This is a genomic window from Rhodococcus sp. ACPA1 (genome assembly GCF_002300195.1).
Lineage (GTDB): Bacteria > Actinomycetota > Actinomycetes > Mycobacteriales > Mycobacteriaceae > Rhodococcus_F > Rhodococcus_F opacus.
In genome coordinates this window covers 296,030-320,730 of the sequence record NZ_NSDX01000013.1, presented here as the reverse complement: position 1 = coordinate 320,730, position 24,701 = coordinate 296,030, and the positions used below count along the sequence as shown (strand labels likewise).

22 protein-coding genes and 1 pseudogene are annotated in these 24,701 nt (G+C 65.2%); 12 read left to right on the top strand and 11 right to left on the bottom strand.

Annotated features, from left to right (window positions below):
- Positions 1 to 101: 101 nt before the first annotated feature.
- A complete protein-coding gene (locus CJ177_RS42620) occupies positions 102 to 857 on the top strand; it encodes a class I SAM-dependent methyltransferase (RefSeq protein WP_095870641.1) in 756 nt (251 codons plus the stop codon).
- A 216-nt stretch (positions 858 to 1,073) separates the two neighbouring features.
- Here CJ177_RS42620 and CJ177_RS42615 read toward each other — a convergent pair whose 3' ends face one another.
- Entirely contained in the window at positions 1,074 to 1,277 is a 204-nt protein-coding gene (locus CJ177_RS42615) for a response regulator transcription factor (protein ID WP_304711090.1), read from the bottom strand.
- A 92-nt stretch (positions 1,278 to 1,369) separates the two neighbouring features.
- On the opposite strand from CJ177_RS42615, the pseudogene CJ177_RS49635 reads away from it, so the two are divergent.
- Positions 1,370 to 2,263 (top strand): annotated as a pseudogene (locus CJ177_RS49635) (alpha/beta fold hydrolase).
- 484 nt (positions 2,264 to 2,747) lie between these two features.
- Here CJ177_RS49635 and CJ177_RS42600 read toward each other — a convergent pair.
- From CJ177_RS42600 to CJ177_RS42555, 10 genes are all read right to left on the bottom strand, one after another.
- Positions 2,748 to 3,074: a hypothetical protein gene (locus tag CJ177_RS42600; protein ID WP_241031785.1), complete on the bottom strand. Its 327-nt coding sequence runs from the start codon at positions 3,072 to 3,074 to the stop codon at positions 2,748 to 2,750.
- 444 nt (positions 3,075 to 3,518) lie between these two features.
- On the bottom strand, positions 3,519 to 4,595 hold the full coding sequence (locus CJ177_RS42595; RefSeq protein ID WP_095870638.1) for a porin PorA family protein: 1,077 nt from the start codon (positions 4,593 to 4,595) through the stop codon (positions 3,519 to 3,521).
- 829 nt (positions 4,596 to 5,424) lie between these two features.
- Positions 5,425 to 6,252, bottom strand: coding sequence for an SDR family NAD(P)-dependent oxidoreductase (locus CJ177_RS42590; protein ID WP_095870637.1), 828 nt, complete (start codon positions 6,250 to 6,252; stop codon positions 5,425 to 5,427).
- 32 nt (positions 6,253 to 6,284) lie between these two features.
- The gene (locus CJ177_RS42585) at positions 6,285 to 7,274 is read right to left on the bottom strand and encodes a PDR/VanB family oxidoreductase (protein WP_095870636.1); all 990 of its coding nucleotides are present in this window, start codon (positions 7,272 to 7,274) and stop codon (positions 6,285 to 6,287) included.
- Positions 7,275 to 7,309: 35 nt separating this feature from the next.
- A complete protein-coding gene (locus CJ177_RS42580; protein WP_095870635.1) occupies positions 7,310 to 8,539 on the bottom strand; it encodes a cytochrome P450 in 1,230 nt (409 codons plus the stop codon).
- Positions 8,540 to 9,052: 513 nt separating this feature from the next.
- On the bottom strand, positions 9,053 to 9,826 hold the full coding sequence (locus CJ177_RS42575) for an SDR family NAD(P)-dependent oxidoreductase (protein ID WP_095870634.1): 774 nt from the start codon (positions 9,824 to 9,826) through the stop codon (positions 9,053 to 9,055).
- A gap of 33 nt (positions 9,827 to 9,859) precedes the next feature.
- Positions 9,860 to 11,098 carry a TetR/AcrR family transcriptional regulator gene (locus CJ177_RS42570; protein WP_095870633.1) on the bottom strand — a complete coding sequence of 413 codons (1,239 nt, stop codon included), beginning with the start codon at positions 11,096 to 11,098 and terminating at the stop codon, positions 9,860 to 9,862.
- Positions 11,099 to 11,122: 24 nt separating this feature from the next.
- Positions 11,123 to 11,566, bottom strand: a complete 444-nt coding sequence (locus CJ177_RS42565) for a MaoC/PaaZ C-terminal domain-containing protein (RefSeq protein ID WP_095870632.1) — start codon at positions 11,564 to 11,566, stop codon at positions 11,123 to 11,125.
- Positions 11,563 to 12,018, bottom strand: coding sequence for a MaoC family dehydratase N-terminal domain-containing protein (locus tag CJ177_RS42560; protein WP_095870631.1), 456 nt, complete (start codon positions 12,016 to 12,018; stop codon positions 11,563 to 11,565). The genes CJ177_RS42565 and CJ177_RS42560 overlap by 4 nt, the downstream gene beginning before the upstream one ends.
- Complete coding sequence (locus CJ177_RS42555) at positions 12,018 to 13,202, bottom strand: lipid-transfer protein (RefSeq protein ID WP_095870630.1); 1,185 nt, start codon at positions 13,200 to 13,202, stop codon at positions 12,018 to 12,020. Before CJ177_RS42555 ends, CJ177_RS42560 begins: the two co-directional genes overlap by 1 nt.
- 229 nt (positions 13,203 to 13,431) lie before the next feature.
- On the opposite strand from CJ177_RS42555, the gene CJ177_RS42550 reads away from it, so the two are divergent.
- The 10 genes from CJ177_RS42550 to CJ177_RS42505 all read left to right on the top strand — a co-directional run bounded on the left by CJ177_RS42550 (position 13,432) and on the right by CJ177_RS42505 (position 24,701).
- Positions 13,432 to 14,250: an SDR family NAD(P)-dependent oxidoreductase gene (locus tag CJ177_RS42550; protein ID WP_095870629.1), complete on the top strand. Its 819-nt coding sequence runs from the start codon at positions 13,432 to 13,434 to the stop codon at positions 14,248 to 14,250.
- A 5-nt stretch (positions 14,251 to 14,255) separates the two neighbouring features.
- A complete protein-coding gene (locus tag CJ177_RS42545) occupies positions 14,256 to 15,116 on the top strand; it encodes an enoyl-CoA hydratase-related protein (RefSeq protein WP_095870711.1) in 861 nt (286 codons plus the stop codon).
- 29 nt (positions 15,117 to 15,145) lie between these two features.
- Entirely contained in the window at positions 15,146 to 16,135 is a 990-nt protein-coding gene (locus tag CJ177_RS42540) for a hypothetical protein (RefSeq protein WP_095870628.1), read from the top strand.
- A gap of 48 nt (positions 16,136 to 16,183) precedes the next feature.
- Positions 16,184 to 17,752: an AMP-binding protein gene (locus tag CJ177_RS42535; protein ID WP_095870627.1), complete on the top strand. Its 1,569-nt coding sequence runs from the start codon at positions 16,184 to 16,186 to the stop codon at positions 17,750 to 17,752.
- A 53-nt stretch (positions 17,753 to 17,805) separates the two neighbouring features.
- Positions 17,806 to 19,014 carry an acetyl-CoA C-acetyltransferase gene (locus CJ177_RS42530; RefSeq protein ID WP_095870626.1) on the top strand — a complete coding sequence of 403 codons (1,209 nt, stop codon included), beginning with the start codon at positions 17,806 to 17,808 and terminating at the stop codon, positions 19,012 to 19,014.
- A gap of 78 nt (positions 19,015 to 19,092) precedes the next feature.
- On the top strand, positions 19,093 to 21,243 hold the full coding sequence (locus CJ177_RS42525; RefSeq protein ID WP_241031784.1) for a 3-hydroxyacyl-CoA dehydrogenase NAD-binding domain-containing protein: 2,151 nt from the start codon (positions 19,093 to 19,095) through the stop codon (positions 21,241 to 21,243).
- A 3-nt stretch (positions 21,244 to 21,246) separates the two neighbouring features.
- Entirely contained in the window at positions 21,247 to 22,389 is a 1,143-nt protein-coding gene (locus CJ177_RS42520) for an acyl-CoA dehydrogenase family protein (RefSeq protein WP_095870625.1), read from the top strand.
- Positions 22,386 to 23,192: an SDR family NAD(P)-dependent oxidoreductase gene (locus tag CJ177_RS42515; RefSeq protein WP_095870624.1), complete on the top strand. Its 807-nt coding sequence runs from the start codon at positions 22,386 to 22,388 to the stop codon at positions 23,190 to 23,192. Before CJ177_RS42520 ends, CJ177_RS42515 begins: the two co-directional genes overlap by 4 nt.
- Positions 23,193 to 23,218: 26 nt before the next feature.
- Entirely contained in the window at positions 23,219 to 24,289 is a 1,071-nt protein-coding gene (locus CJ177_RS42510) for a phosphotransferase family protein (RefSeq protein WP_095870623.1), read from the top strand.
- A 1-nt stretch (position 24,290) separates the two neighbouring features.
- Positions 24,291 to 24,701 (top strand): hypothetical protein, encoded by a 411-nt coding sequence (locus CJ177_RS42505; protein ID WP_095870622.1) that lies wholly within the window; start codon positions 24,291 to 24,293, stop codon positions 24,699 to 24,701.

Here is a 24,701-nt window from a genome sequence, read left to right as displayed (position 1 = left end):
TCCCGTCGTTACCGAACATTTCGCGATCAACTGTTCCAAATCGGACGCATCCGGGCCATTTGGTTCTGGTCCGGCAATGCTATTGGGGAAATGCTGAACTCATGTCCGATACCGAACAATCACAGTCCACCCATCGTCGACCCGGGCCGGCCCACGAAACGCCACCGGGCATTCTCATCACCCGTGTCCGCGGATACAACCTCTTCAACACGGTCTTCTTCGGCGGACGCCGACGACGACTCGACACCGCGCTCGCGGCGGAAAGCGGGGCGAGCCGCGGTGATCACGTGCTGGACATCGGGTGCGGGCCCGGACGATTCGCCGGCGCGCTCGCCGAACGGGTCGGCCCCACCGGTCAGGTCGAGGGCGTTGATGCGTCCGGGCCGATGATCGACTATGCCTCCGCGCACGCGGGCCGCACCGGCAATTGCACCTTTCATCTGGGTACGGCCCAGTCGCTGAGCCTTCCGGACGCGTCATTCGACGTGGTGACCTCGACGTTCGTGATGCACCACATCCCGGAGGATCAGCGAGAGGTCGCGCTGGGACACATGTTCCGGGTGTTGCGCCCGGGCGGGCGGTTGCTGATCGCCGACATGCATCCACTCGATCGTCTCCGCGCCGGCGCGGTGCGTGCGCTCGCCCGGGTCGCCACCCACCGTCCCGGTCACGGGCACGGGCATGGGCATGGGGCTGACGGAGAGACGCCGCCGGATCCATTCGCCGCCGTCGATGTGCGGAGGTACATCGATTCGCTACATCGCATCGGTTTCACCGGAGTTGAGTTCCGGCCCGTCAAGCCGTCGACCGGATGTCTCGTCGCCGTGAGACCGGATGGACTGCGGCGGAGTTCGTAGCCTGCCACACCGGTCATCCCGACTGTGCCGATTGCGATTCGGATTTGTCGGGGACAGGGCGGTGAACGCTGGCGATGTCGCGCTCGACGTGGCGCCGGATATTTACCCGCGACCCCGAGGGAGTTGGCCGAGACCGGTATCGCCGACTGTGCCTTGGGGTCGCTGGCTAGATCAGTAGCCGCCACCTCTTCCAGGACGGTTCAGGGTGCGGTACTCCTAGCTGGACTGGGGTTGTTGGCGCGTGGACTGTTCGACGCCCCAGGCGGCGATTTGTGCGCGTGAGGTGAATCCGAGTTTGGTGAGGACGTGCTCCACGCGTCCTTGGGAGGTACGCGGTGCGATCACCAACTTGTCGGCGACGGCTCTGTTCGTCAGTCCCTCGGACACCAACTCGGCGACCTGCCATTCCCGTTTGGTCAGGGTGGTCGGGCTGCCGATGCGGGTGCCGTGCGGTGTCTTCTGGTCTTCGTGGAGCGCGTAGGCACAACTCGATAATGTTGGTGAGGAACTTCATGGATCCCGTGGTCGCACAGTCCGAATGCCGCGGTGACGGTGTCACGCTTGCCGCCGACCGGTGGGGATCCACCGTCCCAGGGTGCCGGCGGATCGGATGTCGAAAGAAAAGGCTTGGTTCTGCCGCTGCGCGGCGGCGGCAGACCCGGCATTCCTGGCGTAACACCGGTCGCAGCCTCGCGCCGGATGGCTGGTCTGCCATCGCCGTGGACGCGCGTGGGCATGGTGACAGCCAGTGGGCACCCGACGGGGACTACGGCATCGACGCACTGGTCGCCGACTTGACCTCGATCATCGCCGAGGTGGCGGAGAAGCCGGTCCTCGTCGGTGCCTCGATAGGCGGTATGACGTCGTTGATCGGGCAGGGGGAGAACCCGGATCTGGCGCGCGGTCTGGTCTTGGTCGATATCGCACCGAGGGTCGAAACGAGCGGTACCGCGGAGATCATGGCCTTCATGCGCAGTGGCCTCGAGGGTTTCGCGAGCCTGGACGAGGCTGCGGCGGCGATCGCGGCAGCCCGAACCGGGTGCGTAAGCCCAGCCCGCAGCGGTTGCGCAAGAATCTCCGTTTGCGGGATGGCCGCTGGTTCTGGCACTGGGATCCAAAGTTCCTTCGTCACGGCGACGAACCCACCCGCCAAGCGGATTCGATCGTGCGATACGAACGCGCTCGGGCCGCCGCGGCTGCGGTCACGGTTCCCACGATGCTCGTTCGTGGCAAGCAGTCCCATGTGGTCAGCGAGGAAGGCGCCAAGGAACTGCTCGAACTGATTCCGACCGCGAAGCTGATCGACGTGACCGGGGCCGGTCATATGGTCGCGGGCGACGACAACGATGTCTTCAGTGGCGGGTGAAGGATTTCTCGACGAGAACGTTGCAGCACTGCACCACTGACGCCGGCGAGGCCTCGGACGCAACCGTTCGAGGGATCAGTTTGGATCTGCATCGGTGTCGGTTGCAGTGGCGAACCGGATTCGGCTCCGAAACCGGTGATCCGACCGAACTTTTCGCAGGCGATCAGATTTGGTTATGGCCGCGAATTCTGCACTGTTAGAAATTTTCTCGAATCCGATGGGCGGCGGGGGCGTGGGCGACCGAACCGCAGCAGACCTCGAGCGTGAACTCTCCGTGGTCTCCAACATACGCGACCGGATCCGCGCTTCGGAGGGCACGGATATCTGTACCCCGACCACCGCGGTCGACCATGTTCTCGATGAGCTCAACAGTCTCGAACGATTACCGCGGATCCGCCGTGATTTAGCCCGCATAGTGCATGAGGTCGTGGTCTCAATGAGCAACCTGTGCCGAGGGCGGTGGTGCTGGGGTGGTGCGGTTCGGCCCGGATGGCGACCAAGGATGAAGCCGTCGTGTTCGCAGTTCACAGGTGCGCGAGCATGGGGAACAGGGCGATCGCGGAGACGGTGATACCCGCTGCGCCGGCAACGACACCCAGGAGGGCCCGCAACGATGCCGCCTCGTCGTCCGCTACCGCGGACCGCGAGGTGGCGACGGCGCCGCAGACCACTGCGGTCACCCCCAGGAGGAAGCCGAGTCCGACCAACCAGAACGACGCAACGGACAGCATGCCGAGGGTGATCGACACGGCGGGCAGCCGCGACCCGTGCTGTTTCCGTATCCCGTTGTCGTCGTGGGAGGAACACATGCGGTGGTCGGCGCCGGGGCTGTCGGGGACGGCGGCGGTCATGGTCCTCCTTCTCGCTTCTCACGGTTGACGAGTGGGTCGACGGGGCAAATTGGTTTGACGAGACCGGAAGCGTCTTCAAGAACTGTTCGGGCGCAACGAGAACGGTGTGCTCGAGGCCGTTTCGATGGTCGATGATTGCGACTCGGTCGAGGGTCTCCAGCTTGTGACCTGGACCCCATAAGAATTTAGCACTCTAGTGGTAGGAGTGCTAACTCTTTTTGCTAAGTAATTTCCCTCGGTACCGTCGATTCATGCGTCTGGATGGGTGTCGGGTCGACGCCCCGGTGCTCCGACTCGGTGGCCGGCCGGTTGATGTGTTCGGCGCATCGAAGGGTCGAGCGCTGACTATTGAGCCTTACGGATCAACTTGGTTTAGGTCTTTACGAAGCTTCCCGGACTCATTGGCGTTGTCCGATACGGCGGCAGCGTCAGCCTTCGCGCTCCTCAGACGTGCGCGAGGCGTCGTTCGGTGTCCTTGCCCAATGGGCGACGCCATCGTTTGCATCCGAGTACGACCAGAAGGAGGCCGACGACCGCCATGACGGCAGGCAGCCATACTCCGAGGGTTGTCAGCAGCGTGGCGTTCTCCGAAAGGTTGTCGGCAAGTTTGGTGACTTCACTGTCGGCGGTCAGCAGCCGCACCGTCGACAACGGCAGCACAGGAACGTTCACGCCGTTGACAGGAACCGTTACGTACATGCTCTGAACTTGATCCACGTCCAGCGGCGCACCGAACTGTGTGTCAACTGCCAGCTTTACTGCGTTGGAACTGCCGAAGCCGATGTCGACAGTGTCGGGCAGGCCTGCCAGATTGTCGTGCAAGATCGCTCGTGCATCCAAAGGGACGATGTTGGCTCCAAGCAATCCCGCGATCACCGCTTTCGGAAGCTGCGGCGGGAAGTCCTTGAACTGCGCCATCACGCTGGGACTTGTGATCGGCCCGGAAGCATTGACCTCGTAGTTGTACACCGAGCGACCTTCGCGGGTGCCCTCACTGATGAACTTTGCCTGCTGCCCGCTGCGTGTAACGGAGTCGTACAGTAAGTAACCGTCTGTTTGAGGATTCATCGGGAAACTGAAGGCAATGCCCTCGTGGTCCTCGAAGGTGTTCTGCGCGTTCGGGGGAACCAGAGTTTGCTGTTGCTCAGCAGACAACTGGATGGGGCGATAGTCCACACGACTGACGGCATAGCTGTGGACGTCCTTCTGCGTCGACCCGTCGGGCAGCGTGAGCGTGGAGTTGCTGGTGACGATCGCAGTGTCGCCGTCCGTGGCTTCGACAGTCAGTGACCGGTTCGCGGTGATCGGCAGATCAGGTGTGATGAGATTCGTGAGATCGTTGGCAGCGAATGCCTCAGGATTCAACGCGCTCATCGTGCCCTCGTACTTCTGGCTTTGAGCCAAGTCGGCCGGCAACTTGCTCAGCGAGGGAACTACCACCCATCTGACGAGCATGGCGGAGCCGATCATCAGTACGCCGATCGCGAGCCATACGATCGACGACGTTCGGATTTTCGTCATTTGTTTCCTTCGTGTCTCGGGCAGATGGGCTTCGAACCCCTTGGGGAAAGGGAAACTGCAATCGCACCGCGCGGCAGGGGTCCGGCCACGGTCGGCAAATCGGATAGTGAGTGGCTGTGGGATACACGGCAGCTGAGGGGGCTTGTCGACGTGCGCCGCAAAAGGTCACGCGCAGCACAACGAGATGCGGCTGTCGATCGTGGGGTCCTTGCGGACGCGAGAGGGCTGATATCGATCCGGGTAACGCAGAACACCTCGAGATCGGTGGATGTCTGTATTGCCGAGGGCGGGCCTGACTTCAGGGCTGGGCGCACTCCAGGCAGGCACTCACTCGGATGCGTCAGAGGAATGCGAGCATACTGGGACAGAACTGGCGACCCTACCGAGTCTCCGGCACGATGTCGGAGACGCCGTCGGGTACCGACGCGGCATTTTCGGTCGCGGCCGCGAGAATAGCCGACCAGGAGCTCGTGAACAGCCCCGCAATACTGAAGATCTCGCTTCCTGAATTCAATTTGGGCGGTCTGTTGGGCTCGTCAGTCGCAGGGCGGGGCGATCGTTACCTGTTGAAGCCTCGTCGGCCGAATCCGGGTAGGGACGACGTGGGTGACGGCCTACCCGGATCCCGGCGAGGCACTACACGCTCGGAACGCCTGCTCATCGGTGACATGCGCGGTGGACGATTCGACGGACGTCCCTGCCGGATTGTCGAGCTCATCCTGGAAACACCGTCTTCCGCGCGTGAAGTAGTCGACGCCGGAGCCGGCAGTCGGTTGCCCACGTAGGAAGGGGTGAGGGGCAGGTTCGAGGGGAGGGTGATGGTGGGCGGTTACTGATCCGGTGCTGTGACCATGCCCAGCCTGTGCATGTCGGGGACGAATGGCTGATGGGTGAGAAGACCGCCGTCCACCCGGATCACCTCACCGTTGATGCCGCGCGAGTCGTCGGAGGCGAGGAACAGGAAGACCTTGCCCAGTTCGGTCGGGCCGTTGAGCGTCGGGCGCATCGTATGTGCGACGTAGATGTCCTTGATCTCCTGGGGTAGTGCCAGCGCAGGGGGAGTGGTGGTGGTACCCGGGCAGATGGCGTTGCAGCGCACCCCTTCCTTCCCGTACTGGGTCGCGGTGTACTTCGTCAGCGCGATGAGCGCGGCTTTGGTCGCACCGTATCCGGTAAGGCTGCTGTCACCCGCGAAGGCGTGGGTGGATGAGGTGTTCACGATTGTGCCGCCGTTTTTGCGCAGGTGGGGCAGCGCGTGCTTGGTGAGCAGCATCGCCGCGCGGACGTTGACGGCCATCACGTTGTCCCACACCTCAATGGCCATGGTGGCGACGTCACCGTCGTCGCCAGGGAAGATGCCGGCGTTGTTGACGACGATGTCGGGTGCGCCGAAATAGTCGACGGTGCGCTGTACGAGATCTTGGATCTGGTCTTCGTGTCGCAGGTCGATGCCGACCGCCAGTGCGGTCTTGTCTCCGTGACGCTCGTTGAGGATTGCTGCGAGTCGCTCGGCGCCTTCGACATTGATATCGGCCAGGACTACCCGGGCGCCCTCTGCGGCCAGTTCGGTCGCGGTTGCGCCACCGATGTTGAGGCCTCCGGGCTCGACACTGGTTGCACCGGTGACGATGGCGACTTTTCTCTCTACACGGCCCATTTGCTTACTCCTTGTCGAATGATGTTGTGAAATCACAGATCCAGTACCAGCCGGTCGTCGTGGCACCGGGACACGCAGATCAGGATGTATTCGCCCGCTGCTCGTTCCTCGGGGGTGAGGATTTCGTCTCGATGATCGGGAGTGCCCTCGAGTACAGTTTGCTCGCAGCGTCCGCACATTCCTTGCTGGCAGGACGAGAGGACATCGACCCCGTTCGATTCCAGTGTGCGGAGGATCGTCTCGCCCGGTCGTACGACGAACGTGCGGCCCTGTTTGGCGAGGACAACCTCGAAGGCCGTGTCGCCCGACTCCGGTTGTGATGGGGCTGGCACGAATCGTTCCAGGTGCAACGAGCCGTCCGGCCAGGAACTGCACGCTGCCTCGACCGCCTGGAGCAGTCCGGAGGGACCGCAGCAGTACACCGCGGTGTCGGACCGCGGAATACTGAGCATATGGCCCAGGTCGAGGGGGCCGGTGCGGTCCTCGGGAACGATCTCGACCCGGACGCCGTACCGCGCGAGTTCGTCGCGAAAGGCCATCGACTCGGCGTTCCGGCCACCGTAGATGAGCCGCCAGTCGAGGTGTTGCTTATCGGCGTGCGCGATCATCGAGAGGATAGGGGTGATCCCGATGCCACCGGCGATGAACAGGTATCGAGTCGACTCGACGAGCGGAAAGTTGTTGCGTGGTAGTCCCACTCGCAACTTCGATCCCGGGTGCAGGGCGTTGTGGATGTACTCGGACCCGCCACGGCCCTTCTCCGGTGGTTCCCGAAGGACGGCGATCCGCCACGCGTCGTGATCCGAGGTATCGCCGCACAGGGAGTACTGGCGGACCGTTCCCGACGGAAGGAGGACATCGATGTGTGATCCGGGCGTCCAAGTGGGAAGCGTCGTGCCGGTGACCGGTCGCAGGACGAGCGCTTTGACGTCGGTGGCGGCGGGCTCGATGCGCTCGACGACGACATCGAACTCATCATCCTCGACGACGGTGTCGAAGTCGCTGTCGTTGTGTGTTGTCACGGTTCCTCCTTTCCGCCTGATGCGTCGTTGTGTTGTTACGGTCGGTCCCACATGATGGGGAGTTCGTGGACGCCGAAGATTCGGGCATCGTTTTTGAGTTTGATGTCCGATGCGGGAACGGCCAGGCGCAGGGACGGGATGCGTTCGAGGAGAAGCGAGTACACGACCTGCAGCTCGAGGCGCGCCAGTGGAGCGCCCAGGCAGGTGTGGATTCCGTGTCCGAACGTCAGGTGCCGGCTTGCATCCCGATGGAAGTCGAGGCGGTCCGGCTCGTCGAACACCGACGGGTCGCGGTTGCCCGCCTCGGTGGAGAACATCAGCAGTTCGCCCTTGGCGATCCGCTGGCCCTCGACCTCGAGGTCCTCGGTCGCGGTCCGGGGGAGGCTTCCGATGATGTCGAGGTGACGCAGCAGTTCTTCGACAGCCTGCGGCATGAGTTCGGGGTCCTCGCGCAGCTCGGCGAGTTGGTCGGGGTGTTCGAGCAACGCGAAAAGGCCGAGGCCGATCATGTTGCCGGTCGTCTCGTGGCCGGCCATGAGCAGGAAGGTGGACATGCCCGCGACGTCGATCACGCCGAGGTCGCCCGACTCGATGTGCTTGACCAGTAGGCTGACCAGGTCGTCGCCGGGATTCGCCTGCTTGATGGTCACCAGCTCGGCGAGGTAGGTCATGACGTCGCCGATGGCCGCGCCGACCTGTTCGGGAGTGCTGCCGGCTGCGAGGACGGCGCGGGTGCGTTCCTGGAAGAAGTCGTGCCTGTCGTAGGGGACGCCGAGCAGCTCGCAGATGACCAGCGACGGGAGTGGCAGAGCGAGCGCGTCGATGATGTCGACGGGTTCGTCGGACTTGAGGATCTCGTCGATCAAATCGTTGGCGATCCGCTCGATCGTCGGGCGCATCGCTGCCATGCGACGCGGAGTGAACTCCTTCGCCAGGATCCTGCGCAGGTCGTCGTGCTGCGGTGGGTCCATCGCGACGAAGAAGCCGGGAACTGCCTGCTCGCCGTCGTCGCCGCGGGAGGAATCGTCGATCCCGCGCACGCTCATGCGGGGATCGGCGAGAACCGTGCGCACGTTGTTGTACCCGGTGACGAGCCATCCGGGGGTGCCCTTGAAGTCCACCTTCTGCAGATTGTCGTCGCTGAAGGACTGATACTTGTCGTTCGGTGCGAACGGGCACGTACGGCCGAACGGAAAGGCGGGGTGGCCCCCGGTGGCGGAGGCTGTGTCGGTGCCGAGTACGTCGTCGGCCGGTGTGGTTGTCATGTGTGCTCCTTCGGTAGCGGCGGGAAGTGCCGTGACCTTCGGTCCGGGATTCGTGCAGCCGATGAACGGGGGACTGCTGTGATCGACCGAACCGGAAAGGCGACCCGTGAGAGTGTGACGGGCGGCACATAGTCTGTGAACGATCATATCGTGACATGCCGTCGCCCGGCCGTCAATGGAAATCTTTGGTCGATCTCCGGTGCGCGATGGAAGTCGACGATGTCTTCGCCTTGAGTGTGCACGAATGTGCCTGCAAAGAAACCAAAGTCGGCCCTTTGGCCCGTCGTTTCATCTCCCACGAGGAGGGGCAGTCGTGCCAGGAAGCGGTGTCGGCCGGAGTAATTCTGACTGCGAAAGTTAGTGATAATTCTGAATGTATGTCAGTGTCGATGGGTAATAGGCCGTCCGCGGTGCGCACGACGAATCCGCGCTCCGCTGCAATCGGCGCCGGGCGCGATCGGAGCGGAGGGCGGAACGTCGTGCACGGGTGAGATCGCGTGCCACCGGGTGGTGTCAGGCGGTGGCTCGGCGGAAATGCGTCAACAGGTCGGGGTATTTCACCAGGTGTGCCCCGCCGTTCAGATCGAGGCTCTCACCGGTGAGCCATGACGCGTGGGTCATGTAGATGGCCGCGTCGGCGATCTCCTCGGGGGTCCCTGATCTGCCGAGCGGCGTGTTGGCTAGGTAGTCGTCCTCGAGACCGGGGACGGACATCGACGGCGTGGTCAGCGGAGTCATGACGATGCCCGGCGCGATCGCGTTGACGCGGATCCCCTGGGGGGCCAGCTCGAGCGCGGCGACCTCGGTCAGCATCGCGAGCCCCGCCTTGGCCGAGCAGTACGCGCTCATCCCGGTGCCGGGTTGCCGTGCGTTGAGTGAGGACAGGGAGATGATCACCCCGCCGTCGTCCATCGCTCGGGCTGCGTGCTTGATTACCAGGAATGCCCCGGTGAGACAGACGTCGACGACGAGACGGAACTTGTCGACGGGAAGATCAGTGATGGATCCGGCGACGCTGATGCCCGCGCTGTTCACGGCGATATCTACTCGGCCGCGTGCTGCGCGTACCGATTCGAACAATCTGAGGATCGAGTTTTCGTCGGTGACGTCGACCTGCGCCGCGTGGTGGGTGGGACCGAGTTCGGCGGCGAGTTCTTTGGCCTGGTCGACGTTTCGGTCGGCCACAGTGACGGTTGCTCCGTCGGCGGCGAGCGCTCGTGCGATGGCAGCACCGATGCCGGAGGCACCGCCTACCACGACCGCGCTGCGCGGTTCAATTTCGGACATGAGATTTGTGCCCTTCTCAGGGTTCGGGGGTGGCTATTTCGGAACGAGGCTCGGCGGCAGCGCCATTGCCCGCGCGAGGACTGTCAGTTCCCCGGCGAGTCCCGGGCGTTCCCGGAGCTGGGGTGTTTGCGCCACGTCGGTCACGACACCGATGACGGCCTGCGCGAGTGCGCGTGCGTCGGAGGTGGCCAGCTCGTCGGAGAGTGCGCAGATGGCAGCGATCCATTCGGCGACGTATTCGCGCTGGGTCTCGCGGAGTGCGGATTGTTCCTCGTCGGACAGGTACAGCAGGTCGGTAGAGAGGATGTGCATGATCCGTCCGTGGATACCGAGCGCCTGACGGACGTAGGTGCGAATCAAGGCGTCGAGTACCTCGTCCGGGGTGGTAGCGAGCGCGAGCGCGTCGGCGGTCACGTAGAGGAGACCTTCCGCGCCCCGCTCCAGCACTGCGCGGAGCACCTGAGCCTTACCGGTCACGTGCTGATACAACGTCGCTACCGACATCTCGGACGCCTTGGCGATGTCGTCGATCCGCACGTCGTAGAACCCGCGCTCGTCGAACAACTTCGCCGAGGCATCGATGATCCGTTCGCGGCGCCCTGCGGGCTGCCGGGGAACGGGACGCGGCGCCGAACCGGCGTCGGGATCGGGGGCGGGCAGGTTGCAGCCGAGGATCGACTTGGCCAGCGCCGATTGGATCTCCATTAACCGTTCCGCCGACAGATTGCCACGGATGTCGGGAGTGTTCGAGTACACCGCCAGGACCGCGAAGCCGAGCAATTCGGCCTTGTGTGCGTCGATCGCGGGGTTCGCCGCCCTGATCTTGGCGGCAATTCGGTGTTGATTAGCAGCGAAGTGGCCACGGAACTGCTCGCGTTCGGCGGGTTCGAGATGCCGTTGCTCACGCCGCCACAACGTCGCCTCGTCACCGTTTGCGGTGAGATCTGCGAGTCCTTCGAGGAACAGGTCGAGCTGTTCCTGCGCGGTCGAGCCTTTCTGGTCTGCGCGGGCGTTGAGCTCGTCCACGAGCCGAACTTGGCTCATCAGAGCATGCACGAGAATGCCATGCTTGCCTTTGAAGTGCCGGTAGACGGCGGGGCCTGTCAGGCCGACGGCGGCGCCGATCTGATCGATGCTGACGTTCTGGTATCCCAATTCCTGAAAGAGGTTCGCGGCGGCCCGCGCAATCTGCTCGGTGCGAGCGCTCCCACGTGCAGATGACGGCGTTGCCTTCTCTTCGACGTAGGTATGTGCCGCTGTCGATCGTGACATCTCAGTTCTTCCCGCTCGGCTCGATCATGGAACCAGTGTCGCATTTGCGAGCTCACCAGGATCCGACCACGCCACCACCGCGGTGCCCGTCAGGGTTCGGGTTCCGTCGGCGAGCACCACGTTCAGGTCCAGGTGGGCACGCTGCTCGCCGTCGACCGTGACAATTTCTCTGATTGCTGCGGTCAGCACGGGCTCGGCGTGGACCGGGGTGATGGCGGTGAAACGCGTCGACAGTTCCCGGATTCGGCTCTGCGGTATCCAGTCGGTGAGCAAGCGTCCCAGATAAGCCATCGACAACATGCCGTGTGCGAAGACGTCCTCCATGCCGGAGGCTTTCGCCGAGTCGATGTCGATGTGGATCGGGTTGTGGTCGCCGGAGGCGCCGGCGAACAACGCCAGGGTCGTGCGCGAGATGGCACCGGGTCGCAACTCGGCTACGACGTCCGTGGTGGGTGTGGACGAGGTCATTTCTTACCCCCGGGATTCTTGATGACGCTGACGCTCTCGAGTTCTGCCACGACGGTGCCGTCGCGGGTCACGGTGCTGCGACGCACGAGGAAGTCGAGGGCGCCGCTCGCCTTGGAGTAGGCGTCGACATATGCGGATTCGAAGGTGACCCGGTCGCCGGCGTGGACGTCGGCGAAGTAGCGGAACTGCTGCTCGCCGTGCAGGACGTTGCCGAGATCCACTCCGTGGGCCGCGAGATCAGCGAAGACGTTCGAGTTCTCCAGTTCGAGGCCGAACAGGAAGGTGGGGGGTGCGAGTACGTCCGGGTGGCCGGCGGCGACGGCGGCATCACGATCGCGGTAGATCGGGTTCTCCTCGCCGATTGCGATGGCGAATTGCCGGATCCGGCCCCGTTCGACGTCGGTGACGATCGGAGGAACCGTGACATCGAGGATTGCGTGGTCGAGTGACATCAGTCCACCTTCTCGTACATGGTGACGACGCACGCGCCGCCGAGACCGAGGTTGTGCTGCAACGCGATTCGTGCCCCTTCGACCTGCCGCTCACCGGCCTGCCCGCGCAGGTGCCACACCAGTTCGGCGCATTGTGCCAGCCCGGTGGCGCCGAGGGGATGGCCCTTGGAGAGAAGACCGCCGGAGGGGTTCGTCACGACCCGCCCACCGTAGGTGTTGTCACCGTCGAGCACGAACTTCTCCGCGGTTCCCTCGGGGGTCAGGCCGAGACCCTCGTACGTGATCACTTCATTGGTGCTGAAGCAGTCGTGCAGTTCGACGACCGGGATGTCCAGCGGATCCACGCCGGACTTTTCATAGACTTCGGCCGCGGCTTTGGCTGTCATGTCGTAGCCGGCCACCTTCATCATGTCGGTGGTATCGAAGGTGCCGGCCACGTCGGTGACCATCGACTGGGCACGAACGCGAATGCTCGCGTCCAGCCCGTGGGCGCGGGCGAACTCTTCGCTGCACACGATGGCGGCGGCCGCACCGTTGGTCGGCGGGCAGCACATCAGGAGCGTGAGCGGTCCCCAGATCTGCTTCGAGGACATCACGGCGTCGAGGTCGATCGGATCGCGGAACACCGCAAGTGGGTTCTGGGCCGCGTGCGACCGCGCCTTCACCGACACACGTCCGAACACCTCGGCGGATACGCCGTAGCGCACCATGTACTCGAGTCCAGCGCCGCCGAAGAGCTTCGCGGCCATCGGGGCGTTCTCGTCGCCGCCGGGCATCGACGCGGCGACGTTCTCCCCGCGTGCGGTGGGGCTCGGACGATCACCGTAGGCGTTGACGAGAGCGCCGGGCTGCATCTGCTCGAAGCCCAGAGCAAGAACACATTCCGCCGACCCCGAGGCTACCGCCTGGCGTGCGAGCCACAGGGCGCTCGATCCCGTCGAACAGTTGTTGTTGACGTTGACGACCGGGATGCCGGTCATTCCGATCTCGTAGAGAGCATTCTGACCCGACGTCGAGTCGCCGTACACGTAACCGACGAAAGCTTGCTGTACGTCGGTGTATTCGAGACCGGCGTCCTTCAGCGCCGCTGCTGCTGCCGCGGCACCCATCCGGTCGTACGTCTCGCTTCTGCCGGGTTTGGTGAACGGCATCATTCCGACGCCGCTGATGCAGACGTTCCTCATGGGGCCTGCCTTTCGTTCGAAGTGGTTTCGTGGGTCCAGCTCCCAACGACTATACATATTCACGACTAACAATCACCCTAAAATACCAGTTGAAAGTCCCTATTGACGCGAAGATGGGGTGAAGTTAGTATTCACCCCAGTGGCTGGGGTCACAACACGATTTTCGGCGTAACGACGCCGCCGCGACCGGCGGCCGAGCGCTCGACGCAAACATCTCAGGAGGAAGCACGTGAGCGTCCAGAAACTGCAGGGCAAAGTGGCACTGGTCTCCGGATCGGGTCGCGGTATCGGGCGTGCCGTCGCCGTGAAGCTGGCATCCGAGGGTGCCCGGGTCGTGGTCAACGATCTCGATGCCGAACCTGCCAAGGAAGTGGTTGCCGAGATCGAGGCTCTCGGTGGCCAGGCCGTCGCGTGCGTCGGTAGCGTCACCGACCCTGCCTTCGCCGATCGCTTCGTCTCTGCTGCAGTGGACAATTTCGGCGGGATCGACATCATCGTCAACAACGCCGGCTACACCTGGGACAACGTGATCCAGAAGATGACCGACCAGCAGTGGGCGGACATCGTCGACGTGCATCTCACCGCCCCGTTCCGGATCCTGCGCGCCGCCCAGCCGGTCATCAGCGCCGCAGTCAAGCGCGAGGCCGGCTTCGTGCCGTGCCGGAAGGTCGTGAACATTTCCTCCACCTCGGGTCTGCTGGGCAACCCAGGCCAGGCGAACTACTCGTCGGCGAAGGCCGGCATGGTCGGCCTGACGAAGACGATCGCCAAGGAGTGGGGGCGCTACAACGTCACCTCCAACGCGGTCGCGTACGGCGTGATCAACACCCGGCTGACGTCGGTGACCACCGAAGCGAAGACCATCAAGGTCGAGGACCGCGACATCAAGGTCGGGGTCGATCCCGCCGTGATGGACGCGGCCACCAAGCAGATCGCACTCGGCCGGGCCGGCACGGTCGAAGAAGCCGCCGGCGCCGTTTACCTGCTGTGCAGCCCCGAATCGAGCTACATCACCGGCCAGGTCCTGGTCTGCGGCGGAGGGCTGTGACGGACATGTCCGTGCATGAGGGCGAAGCCGGGGTCGACTACGAGGACGTGCGCTACGAGGTGTCCGACGGCGTGGCCGTTCTAACGCTCGATGCCCCCGAGCGCCGCAACGGGATGCGCGTGCGGATGCTGGTCGACCTGCTGCGCATCCTCGATCGCGCCGACCGCGACCCCCAGGTGCGCGCTGTGATCGTCACCGGCGCCGGCGACGCGTTCTCCGTCGGTGCGGCCCTGGACGGTCCGGAAACTCTGTCCCGGGCGCTGGTCGAGGACACCGACGGGCACACTCCCACCGGTTACCGCGAACCCGCGGGACGAATCAGTGAACGGCTCTTCGCGATGCAGAAACCTGTGATCGCGGCGCTCAACGGGCATGCGATCGGGGGTGGCGCGACGATCGCCGCGGCGATGGATGTTCGTATCGCCAGTGAGGACGCCCGATTCGGATTTGTTTTCACTCGTCGGGGAGTGGTCCCCGAGGGCGCGTCGTCGTGGTTCCTGCCTCGACTCGTCGGGGTCGGGCGCGCGACCGACTGGATTCTGACCGGCCGGGTTTTCGACGCCGCCGAGGGGTACGAGGCGGGGTATCTCACCCGGGTGGTGCCCGCGGATCAGGTGATGTCGGCGGCCCGGGCGTACGCGGACCAGTTCGTCCACGAGACGTCTCCGACCTCGGTGGCCCTGTCCAAGCGGCTCCTGGCCTCGGGTTGGCAGCACGCACATCCGGGTCCGGCGGCGGCGGACGAATCCCGGACCTACGCCGGCCGAGTCGACTCGGAAGACGCGCGGGAAGGGATCCTGTCGTTCCTCGAACGTCGACCGGCGGTCTTCCCGCCGCTGGATCCGTCACCGGCCGAAAAATTCTGAACTCGAAGCTGATCGACCTGAGGAGTGCTATGACGACCGAACCGTTCACCGTGTGCAAGTACGGCGCCGATGCGGAGGGTACGCACGATTTCGCCGACATTCCCAATTTCAACGAGAGCGTCTACTTCAACTTCGTCGACCCCATCTCGCAGCTCGGTGGACTCGTCCGGATCGGCAACCGACCGAATCTCGGGTACAGCGAGACTTCGGTGCAGCTGACCCTGCCCGGCGGAGCCATCGCGTTCCGGGCGGGGCGGACCCCGTGTGAGACGAACGACGGCTTCTCCGGTCAGGGTCTGGAGATCACGATCAAGGAACCCACACGGACCGCGGAGATTACCTACCGCGATACCGTTGCACGCGTGGTACATCCGTCGTTGATGGCGGAGAACGGCCGCATCGCGCTCAAGAATGCGCCGTCGGAGGAATGCGAGATCTCGCTGTCCTACGAGGCGTCGAGCCCGATGTTCGTCATCAACAGCGACGGTGACGGCGACTGCACACCGGGAAGTTCCGTCATCGCCAGCGACCACTACGAACAGTTCGGACACCTTTCAGGCACCATCCGGGTCGGCAACCGCACCTGGGTGCTCGACAAGGTCACCTCGTTCCGCGACCACTCGTGGGGTCCGCGGGAGTGGGCGTCGTACACCGGTGAGTGGCTGGCCGGATGGCTTGCCGACGGCACCGCGTTCAGTGCGTACGGTGAATACGAGAAGTCCGGGATCCGGGTGTCCGCCGGCGCGGTACTCACGACCGACGGCGTGGCGCACCCGATCACCGACTACACGGTGCACACCGACTACGCGGGCGAATCCACCTACAACGGACGCCATGTCGGCATCATCACCGCAGAAGGACTACCGACGATCGTCGTCGACGGGGCCATCCGGCATTTCGTACCGGTCACCCAGCGAACCGAGGACCGCGCCGTCCGGATGGCTCAGATGACCGTCGACCTGGCCGGTGGTCACGGCGGCTGGGCGGTCGCGGAGTTCCTGCGTCCCATCCGCCCCTGAACACACTGCGCCACCTCGTCCCAAACGACCGTCCGACAGGAGTCCGCCATGTACCCCGGGCGCTATGCCACCGAACATCCCGACCGACCGGCGATCATCATGGCCCCCCGCCGTGAGGTTCTGACCTACGCAGACCTCGACGCACGCGCCAATCGTCTGGCCGCGCTGTTTCGCTCCGAGGGGCTCGGTCCGGGCGATCACATCGCGTTGTTCATGGAGAACAACATGGAGATGATCGTGGCGATGTCCGCAGCAGAGCGCTCGGGGCTGTTCTACACCCCGGTCAACTCGTTCCTGTCGGCGTCCGAGGCCGCGTACATCATCGACGACTCGCAGTCCCGGCTGGTCATCACGACAGCAGCAAAAGCGCCGGTCGCCCAGGGTTTTCCCGAGCTGTGCCCGAAGGTGACCCGCTGGCTCATGGCCGACGCCGATCCGGGCTCGACTGCTCTGACGGGACCGTACGAGTCCTACAGTGCCGCCGTCGCCGGTTTCGTGACGGAACCCGGCGAGCACGAGCGGCTCGGCACGCCGATGTTCTACTCCTCCGGAACGACAGGTCGCCCCAAGGCGATCAAACGCGCTCTGCCCGACGCGCATCCTGGCGAAATCCTGGCGATCGAGGATTTCGGCCGCAAGCTGTTCCATCTGCGTGAGGGGATGCGGTTCCTCTCGCCGGCCCCGCTGTACCACTCGGGTCCGCAGTCGACGGTCGCGATCGGCCTGCGCCTGGGAGCGACGATCGTGGTGATGGAGAAGTTCGACGCCGAGCAGTACCTCGAACTCGTCGAGCAGCACCGCATCACACACTCGATGGTCGTACCGACGATGTTCTCCCGGATGCTCAAGCTGCCCGAGGACAAGCGCAACCACGACATCTCGTCGCTCGAAGTCGTGGTGCACGGAGCGGCCCCCTGCCCGGTCGCGGTGAAAGAGGCCATGCTCGACTGGTGGGGCCCGGTGATCTACGAGTACTACGGCGGCACCGAGGCCAACGGCATGTGCGGATGCACCCCCGAAGAATGGCTGGCGCACAAGGGAACCGTCGGCAGACCGTTCATGGGCGAACCGGTGATCCTCGACGACGAGGGCAACGAGTGCCCCCCCGGCGTCGCCGGCAACATCTGGTTCCGCGGCGAGGGCAGCGGTTTCGAATATTTCAACGACCCCGGCAAGACGGCCGAGGCCAAGGACCCCACCGGCACGATGTCCAGGATCGGCGACATCGGCTACCTCGACGAGGACGGATTCCTCTACCTCACCGACCGCCAGGCGTTCGTCATCATCTCCGGTGGAGTGAACATCTATCCCCAGGAGATCGAAAATCTGCTCGTCACCCACCCGAAAGTCATGGACGCCGCCGTCTTCGGCGTCCCGGACGAGGACTTCGGCGAGGCCGTCAAGGCCGTAATCCAGGCCGTCGACCCGGCGCAGGCCGATTCCGACCTGGCGGCCGAGCTGAGTGAGTTCTGCCGGGCGAATCTCGCGAAGTTCAAGTGCCCCAAATCCTTCGACTTCACCGACGAAATGCCCCGGCTGCCCACCGGCAAGCTCTACAAAAAACCGCTCCGCGACGCGTACTGGACGACCGCGGACGCCGCAGCATCGCGCGCCTGACGTCCGGACTTCTTCCGGCGCGACCGCGCACCACCTCGAGAACAGGATTCGAAATGCCCCATGACGTGTACGTGTACGACGCCTTCCGCACCCCGCGAGGTCGTGGACGAGGCGGAGCCCTGCACGGCGTCAAGCCGATCTCCCTCGTCGTCGGCTTGCTGGAGGCGCTTCAGGACCGCAACCCGGGCCTCGACCCCAAGCGCGTGGACGATCTGATCCTCGGCGTGGTCGGACCGTTGCGTGATCAGGGAGCCGACATCGCGCGTACCGCGGCGATCGCCGCGGGCCTGCCCGAGACCGTGGCCGGGGTGCAGATGAACCGATTCTGCGCGTCCGGTCTCGAGGCCGTCAACACCGCGTCACAGAAGGTCGCATCGGGGTGGGAGTCGCTGGTCCTCGCCGGCGGCGTCGAAAGCATGTCCCGTGTTCCGATGGGATCGGACGGCGGCGCGTGGGCCAACGATCCGGAGACCAATCTGACCACCGGGTTCGTTCCACAGGGCATCGGCGCCGACCTCATCGCGACCCTCGCGGGTTTCACCCGTGAGGACGTCGACGGGTTCGCCGTCGAATCGCAGCGCCGCGCCGCAACCGCCTGGGACGAGGGCCGATTCGCGCGCTCGATCGTGCCGGTGCTCGACCGGAACGGGCAGACCATCCTCGACCACGACGAGCACATCCGCCGGGGCACGACCGTCGAGTCGCTCGGCCGGATCAAGCCCGCGTTCGCGGGGCTCGGTGCAGCCGGCTTCGACGCGGTGGCGTTGCAGAAGTACCACTGGGTCGAGCGGATCGAGCACGTGCACACCGGCGGTAACTCGTCGGGCATCGTCGACGGCGCGTCGCTCGTCGCACTCGGAAACGAACAGGTCGGCACCGAACTCGGCCTGACACCGCGCGCCCGCATCGTCGCGGGCGCGGTGAGCGGCTCCGACCCGACGATCATGCTGACCGGCCCGGCTCCCGCCAGCCGCAAGGCCCTCGAGGTCGCCGGACTGAGCGTCGACGACATCGACCTGTTCGAGATCAACGAGGCCTTCTCCTCGGTCGCCCTGCGCTTCATGCGAGACCTCGATCTTCCGCACGAGAAGGTCAACGTCAACGGGGGCGCGATCGCCATGGGGCATCCGCTCGGCGCGACCGGCGCGATGCTCATCTCGACGATGGTCGACGAACTCGAGCGTCGTGATCTGCGCCGCGGACTGGTGACGCTGTGCGTCGGCGGCGGCATGGGCATCGCGACGATCGTCGAGCGGGTGTGAGTGCACGTGACCGACATTTCCCCCCGACAGACATCGCACCGAGAGAATCGTGACCGCACCATGAGCGAGGCCAGCGCCGTGACCACCACAGACACCACCACCGAGACCATCACCTGGGAACAGACCGAATCCGGTGTCGTCGTCCTGACCTTCGACGACCCCACACAGTCGGTCAACACGATGACCGCGGCGTGGTCCGCGTCCCTGTCCGCGGCCCTCGACCGGCTCGCGACCCTCGGATCCGACCTGACCGGCGTGATCCTCACCTCCGCGAAGAAGACGTTCTTCGCCGGCGGCGATCTCGGTGACCTGCTCGCGACGACGCCTGAGCGGGCCGGCGAACTCACCGTATTCGCCGACAGTGCCAAGGCCATGCTGCGCCGGCTCGAGACGCTCGGTGTCCCGGTGGTTGCCGCGCTCGGCGGCAGCGCACTCGGCGGCGGTTACGAGATCGCGCTCGCGTGCCACCATCGCATCGCCGTGGATTCTCCGGCGCTGCGGATCGGGCTTCCCGAGGTCACCCTCGGTCTGCTGCCCGGCGGCGGTGGTGTCGTGCGCACCGTGCGCCTGCTCGGTCTGGACGCCGCGCTCGACAAGGTACTGCTGCCCGGAACCGCATACCGCGTCCAGGACGCGCTCGAACTCGGACTGATCGACCGCATCGTCCCCGACGCCGACTCTCTGATCGTGGCTGCAACGGAATGGATCTCGGCCAACCCGGGTGCCACCCAGCCGTGGGACCGGGGCGAACCCATTCCCGGCGGCACCGCATACACCCCCGAGATCGAGGCGGTGCTGCCGTTGCGCAGTGCCGTGCTGCGCACCCGGCACAAGGGTGCACCGATGCCCGCCCCCGCCAACATCCTGGCTGCCGCCGTCGAGAGCACGCAGGTCGACTTCGACACCGCGTCCGCAGTCGAGACCCGGTACTTCGTCGAACTGGCCACCGGACCGATCTCCAAGAACATCATCCAAAGCACCTTCTTCGACAAGCAGAGCATCAAGTCCGGCGCGAGCCGCCCGGAGGGCTTCCCTGTCCACCGCGCGAACTTCGCCGCCGTTCTCGGTGCCGGCATGATGGGCGCCGGCGTGGCCCTGTCATGTGCTCTCGTGGGAATGCGCGTGGCGCTCAAGGACATCGATACCGCAGCCGCGGAACGTGGCAAGGACTATGCCCGCAAGGTGCTGGGCAAGCAGGTCGAGGCCGGCAAGCGCACCCGAGAGGACGCCGACGCAATCCTGGACCTCATCACCCCGACCGCATCGGTCGCCGACCTCGCCGGCGCCGATCTGGTGATCGAGGCAGTGTTCGAGGATCCGGACCTCAAGCGCACGGTGTTCGCCGAGGTCCTCGACGTGGTGGCACCCGACGCGGTGCTCGCCTCGAACACCTCGACCCTGCCGATCACCGATCTCGCGCGCGATCTGCCCCGAGCCGAGGACTTCATCGGACTGCACTTCTTCTCGCCGGTCGACCGCATGGAACTGATCGAGATCATCGTCGGCGACAAGACCAGCGACGCGACCCTCGCCAAGGCCTTCGACATCGCGCTGCAGATGCGCAAAACCCCGATCGTCGTCGGCGACGGACGCGGCTTCTTCACCAGCCGGGTCATCCTGCAACGTCTCGTGGAAGCGGCCGCGATGATCGGCGAGGGCGTCGACCCGCAGTCGATCGAACAGGCATCGCTGCAGGCCGGCTACCCCGTCGGTACTCTCGCGCTGCTCGACGAACTCACCCTGTCGTTGCCGCTGAAGATCCGCAGCCAGTTCCGCGAGGTCGCGCAGCAGCAGGGCACCGAACTCGCCGACCATCCGGGCGACGCGGTGCTCACCGCGATGGTCGAGGAGTTGGGCCGGCCCAGCCGCGTGGCCGGCGGTGGCTTCTACGAGTACCCGGACGGTCGGCGCGGTGCGCTGTGGCCGGGCCTGGGCGAGCGGTTCCCGGTCAGCGGCGAACGCGCGGATCTGGCCGACCTGCGCGATCGTCTCCTGTTCGCCGAGGTGCTCGAAACGGTCCGCTGCCACGAGGACGGGATCCTCCGCTCGACCGCCGATGCGAACGTCGGGTCGCTGTTGGGTATCGGATTCCCGACCTGGACCGGCGGCACCAGCCAGTTCGTCGCTGGATACCCCGGTGGCACAAGGGCCTTCGTCCACCGCGCGCAGGAACTCGCCGACAAGTACGGGCCGCGGTTCACCCCGCCCGCGTCACTGCTGGAGGGCTGAGACGTGCGCAGATCCCTCTACACCCCGGAACACGACGCGTTCCGGTCGGCGTTCCGAGCGCTGCTCGACCGGGAGGCCGTGCCGAACGTCGACAAGTGGGAGCAGGCCGGGACCGTCGACCGGGATTTCATCACCACGGCAGCCGAATCCGGCTTCCTCGGTTTCGAATTCGACCCGGAGTACGGCGGCCTCGGAATCTCGGACTTCCGCTACAACGCCGTGATGACCGAGGAGGTCGTCAGGTCCGGCATGGCCGGCGACACCTTCAGCATGCAGAACGACATCATCGTCCCGTATCTGCGCGACCTCACGACCGACGAGCAGAAACAGCGATGGCTCCCGAAGTTCACTCGGGGCGAATGCGTTACGGCCCTTGCCATGACCGAACCCGGCGCCGGCTCGGATCTGGCGTCGATCCGGACCAGCGCGGTCCGCGACGGCGACGATCTGATCGTCAACGGCACCAAGACGTTCATCACCAGCGGCGCGACCTGCGACCTGGCGATCGTATTGGTGCGGACCGGGGAGCGGGACGGACGTGGGACGTCGTTCGTCGTCGTGGAAGCCGGAACACCCGGATTCGAACGCGGCCGGCCGATGCACAAGATCGGCCGTAAGGCCCAGGACACCGCGGAGCTGGTGTTCACCGACTGCCGGGTCCCGGCCGCGAACATCATCGGTGAACCCGGCCGCGGGTTCGGCTCGGCCATCGCCAACCTCCCGCGTGAGCGACTGTCGATCGCGGTGTCGGGGGTTGCCTCGGCCGCACACGTGCTCGACCTTGCACTCGACCATGTCCGGTCCCGCGTGGCTTTCGGTGCACCTCTGGCGGATCTGCAGTCGGTCCGCATGGCGATCGCGGAGATGCACACCGACATCCAGGTCCTGCAGCACTACGTCGACGGATGCGTGGAAGCACTCGGGCGCGGCGACCTCACCGCGGACGACGCCGCGGGCGCCAAGTACAAGGCCACCGACCTGCAATGGGATGTAGTCGACCGCTGCCTGCAGTTGTTCGGCGGCTACGGCTACATGGAGGAATACCCGATCGCGCGGATCTGGCGCGACGCGCGCATCCAGCGCATCTACGGAGGAGCGAACGAAGTGATGAAGGATCTGGTCGGCCGGGCTGTGGTGACCCGATGAACGGCACACCGAACGCAGGCCCGCTCGCTGGACGTACCGCGCTCGTCACGGGGGGTTCGCGCGGCGTCGGCCGAGCCGTCGCACTGCGGCTGGCCCGTGACGGCGCTGACGTGGCCGTGAACTACCGGCGCGACGCGGCGGCCGCCGACGAGGTGGTCGAGCAGATCGTCGCAGCGGGAGGCCGTGCGGCGGCGTACTGCGCGTCGATCGACGACGAGGCCGCCGTCGCGGACATGGTGGTGGCGATCCGCTCGGATCTCGGTCCGGTCGACCTGGTCGTGAGTAACGCCGGGTCGGCCAGCCGCGGTCAGGATGTCGCGTCGACGTCGTATGCCGACTATCTGCAGCTCATGCGGGTGCACGCGTTCGGTCCGATCGGGCTCATCCAGCAGGTGCTGCCGGATATGCGCAAGGCGGCCGCGGGGGAGGTGGGACGCGGCGACATCGTCATGATTTCGTCCAACACGACGCTGTCCGCACCGCCGAATTCCGCGCCGTACACGATGGCGAAGGCCGCAATGGAGATGTGCGTGCGCACCCTCGCACGGGAGGAACGCCGGCACGGCATCCACGCCAACATTGTCGCGCCGGGGCTCATCGCCACCGACATGGGCAAGCGCCTGGTCTCCGCCTCGCGTGGAACCGACATCGGTGATCTCGACGCCGCCGCTCCGTTCGGGCGCGTGTGCAGGCCCGAGGACGTCGCCGGCACGGTGGCGTTCCTGGTCTCCCCGGACTCCGGGTATGTGACCGGGCAGCAGCTCATCGTCGACGGCGGTGGCCCGAACCCGACCATCTTCTGACGACCGACACACGAGTGAGGCATTCCGTGACGACCGTGGCCGAGGCAGACACCCCAACTACCGAGCACGACGATTTCTTCGCCGCGCTGACCGCCGCACTGGACGCTGCGCTGTCCGCCGGTGGATCCCTGCAACTGACCGACATCGACCAACGTGGAGAGGGCAATTCGTGGGAGACCTATCTGGTCACCGCGAAGTGGACGAGCGGTGCCGACCGCCGCACCGACACCTTCGCCGTCAAACGGCAACCGGTCAGCGGCATCACCGGCGACTACGACGTGGATCGTGAAGTCGCGTTGCTCGAGGCCGCGGCGCGCACCGGAATGAAGGTACCTGCGGTGATCGCCCACCGCGGTGAGACACACGGTGAGCGTGGGTTCTTCGCGATGGAGAAGGTCCCGGGCATCATCCCGATGCCGAACACCGTGTCGCGGCTCATCCCGGACACCGCCCAGCGCGCGGAGCTCGGGCGGGAGGTCGCCCGGGAGATGGCGCGTCTGCACAGCGTGGATCCGCGCACCATGGGGCTGAGCGTGCTCGGGGAAGTGCCCGACGGTGCCGACACCGGCAGGATCGAGAACGACAAGTGGGCCGGGGCGTACCGCGAGGTCGCGGACATCCCGATCCCGGTTCTCGATCTCGCCTTCGCTTGGCTCGATCACCGAAGCGATGTGGTGTCCGGCCGGGTGAGCCTGGTCCACAACGACTTCCGAGTGGGAAACCTCGTCGTACAGGACGGACGGATTTCGGGCGTCCTGGATTGGGAGACCGCCCACTTCTCCGATCCCACCGCCGACATCGCATGGTTCGCGCAGCGCACCTCGCGGGGTCGATCTCCGCTGCTGTGCAAGCTGATCGAACTCGAGCCGTTCCTCGACGAGTACGAGCGGGCGGGCGGATGGCGGCCGAGCCCCGAGACACTGACCTGGTGGTCGGTCCAGTCCCTCGTCAAGACCGCCGTGGGCTGCCTGCAGGCGGTCGACGTCTACAAGCGCGGGGACCGCGACGAACTGCGGTATTCGAACATGGCCCACAGCGTCTACTACAGCATCGGCTGGCTGACGAAGATGCTCCGCGACGGAGAATGGGGAAACTGACATGACCGTCTATTCGACAGACCTGACCAAGCTGCTCGGCACGATCACCGACACACTCGGCAGGCGTGTCGCTCCGGCGCTCGACGAAGGGCCCGCCCGGCTGGAACTCGCCGGCGTGCTCGAACAGCTCGACAACCTTGCGCAGCGTCTCGCGTGGGACCAGGCACGGCTGGGGCAGGTGTGCGAACGCACCCAGGAACTGGCAGGAAAACTCGGACTCGCACCCGATCCGGCTCCGGCCGCCGATGTCGATACGCTGCGCAGACGCAGACGAGAAGTCTCCGAATCCCTTCGCGCTGCTTACCACGGCGGAACCCCGGACGAGAGCCTCGTTGAAGCCGTACTCGAGTTCTCGGAACAGGACGTACAGGAACAGATTTCGATCGCACTGCGCGCCGGACTGCCCGGCTGA

Coding starts and splice junctions, on each gene's coding strand:
- CJ177_RS42545 (WP_095870711.1), top strand. CDS start 14,256: ATGTCCGTGCATGAGGGCGAAGCCGGGGTCGACTACGAGGACGTGCGC.
- CJ177_RS42570 (WP_095870633.1), bottom strand. CDS start 11,098: ATGTCACGATCGACAGCGGCACATACCTACGTCGAAGAGAAGGCAACG.
- CJ177_RS42535 (WP_095870627.1), top strand. CDS start 16,184: ATGTACCCCGGGCGCTATGCCACCGAACATCCCGACCGACCGGCGATC.
- CJ177_RS42580 (WP_095870635.1), bottom strand. CDS start 8,539: ATGACAACCACACCGGCCGACGACGTACTCGGCACCGACACAGCCTCC.
- CJ177_RS42530 (WP_095870626.1), top strand. CDS start 17,806: ATGCCCCATGACGTGTACGTGTACGACGCCTTCCGCACCCCGCGAGGT.
- CJ177_RS42590 (WP_095870637.1), bottom strand. CDS start 6,252: ATGGGCCGTGTAGAGAGAAAAGTCGCCATCGTCACCGGTGCAACCAGT.
- CJ177_RS42595 (WP_095870638.1), bottom strand. CDS start 4,595: ATGACGAAAATCCGAACGTCGTCGATCGTATGGCTCGCGATCGGCGTA.
- CJ177_RS42600 (WP_241031785.1), bottom strand. CDS start 3,074: ATGACCGCCGCCGTCCCCGACAGCCCCGGCGCCGACCACCGCATGTGT.
- CJ177_RS42515 (WP_095870624.1), top strand. CDS start 22,386: ATGAACGGCACACCGAACGCAGGCCCGCTCGCTGGACGTACCGCGCTC.
- CJ177_RS42620 (WP_095870641.1), top strand. CDS start 102: ATGTCCGATACCGAACAATCACAGTCCACCCATCGTCGACCCGGGCCG.
- CJ177_RS42555 (WP_095870630.1), bottom strand. CDS start 13,202: ATGAGGAACGTCTGCATCAGCGGCGTCGGAATGATGCCGTTCACCAAA.
- CJ177_RS42505 (WP_095870622.1), top strand. CDS start 24,291: ATGACCGTCTATTCGACAGACCTGACCAAGCTGCTCGGCACGATCACC.
- CJ177_RS42560 (WP_095870631.1), bottom strand. CDS start 12,018: ATGTCACTCGACCACGCAATCCTCGATGTCACGGTTCCTCCGATCGTC.
- CJ177_RS42565 (WP_095870632.1), bottom strand. CDS start 11,566: ATGACCTCGTCCACACCCACCACGGACGTCGTAGCCGAGTTGCGACCC.
- CJ177_RS42540 (WP_095870628.1), top strand. CDS start 15,146: ATGACGACCGAACCGTTCACCGTGTGCAAGTACGGCGCCGATGCGGAG.
- CJ177_RS42575 (WP_095870634.1), bottom strand. CDS start 9,826: ATGTCCGAAATTGAACCGCGCAGCGCGGTCGTGGTAGGCGGTGCCTCC.